At 74.8% G+C, this 1,282-nt stretch carries 1 protein-coding gene and 1 pseudogene; one reads left to right on the top strand and one right to left on the bottom strand.

All coding sequences use genetic code 11. From position 1 onward, the window contains the following. Window positions 1-715, top strand: a pseudogene (locus tag AC1D01_RS35195) (MFS transporter); the annotation flags it as partial. A gap of 4 nt (window positions 716-719) precedes the next feature. Here the strand turns inward: AC1D01_RS35195 and soxA are convergent. Next, the coding region (soxA, locus tag AC1D01_RS35190) for a sulfur oxidation c-type cytochrome SoxA (protein ID WP_477874228.1) at window positions 720-1,282 on the bottom strand (563 nt) is incomplete at its 5' end.

Raw genomic sequence — 1,282 nt, 5'->3', positions numbered from 1 at the left:
GCAGTTCGCGCCGGCGCCGATGCACCTGGTGTTCGACGTGCTGCTGGCGATCCTCGCGCTGCAGACGCTGGCCGCGCTGTTCCTGCCCGACACCGTGACGCGCCGCCCGGGCGTCTGGCAATCGCTGCGTCCGCGCATCGCGATCCCGGCCGCGGCACGCGCGACGCTGTGGCGCATCCTGCCGCTCAACACCGCGAGCTGGGCACTCGGCGGCTTCTACCTGTCGCTCGGGCCGACGCTCGCGAAGCTGGTCACCGGCACCTCCGCGCCGACGACCGGCGGCGCGCTGATCGCCACGCTGGTGCTGGCGGGCGCCGCGGCGATCGGCTGGGTGCGCCTGCGCCCTGCGCCCGCGGTGCTGACCGGCAGCGCGCTGGCGCTGGTGATCGGCCTGTCGTTGACGCTGGTCGGCGTGCATGCCGGCTCGGGCCTCGCCTTCTTCGGCGGCACGCTGGTGGCCGGCTTCGGCTTCGGCGCCGGCTTCAACGGCGCGGTGCGCAGCCTGGTGCCGCTGGCAGCGCCCCACGAGCGCGCCGGGTTGATGGCGGGCTTCTTCGCGCTGAGCTACCTGGCGTTCAGCGTGCCCGCCATCATCGCCGGCCTCGGCACCGGCCTGTTCGGCCTGCACGCCACGACGCTCGGCTACGGCGGCCTGCTCGTCGTGATGGCGTTGGCCGCGCTGTTCGCCTCGCTGCGCAACAACACGGCGCGCTGACGGCTCAGGGGCGCACCGCGGGCGACTCCATCGCCATCCCGCGGTCGCGCCACGCGAGGTAGAGCGCGAGCGCGGTGGACTCCGGCGACTCCGCCGGCAGCGGCTGGGCGCGCACGCCGGTCATGCAGTTGCGGATGCGCCGCAGCAGCGACCCGACGCCCTGCCACTCGAGGCGGTACAGCGGGTAGCCGTTCGCATGGCCCTGCGGGATCAGGCCGCCCCCCAGCCGCTGGCCGGCCCGCTCGTCGTGGCATTGCGCGCACGACAGGTTCAGCTGGCCGATGCGCTCGCGGTACAGCGCCTCGCCGCGCTCGCGCCATGGCAGCAGCCGCGCATCGGCAGGCGGCTCGATCGGCACCCCGCGCGACTGCAGCGCCACGTAGCTTTCGAGCCCGAGCAGCTCCTGGCTGTCGGGTGCGAGCCGCGACGCGCCCTGGCGCGTCTCGCGGCACCGGTTGATGCGCATCGCCAGGTCGATCGGCCGCGCGAGCGCCTCGTCATACGCCGGGTAGCGCGCCGCCACGCCACGCATCGATTCGCGCGCATCGCCGTGGCAGCCCGCGCAGG

Source organism: Rhizobacter sp. P3_B12, assembly GCF_056402895.1.
This window is presented reverse-complemented; position numbering and strand designations above follow the sequence as displayed.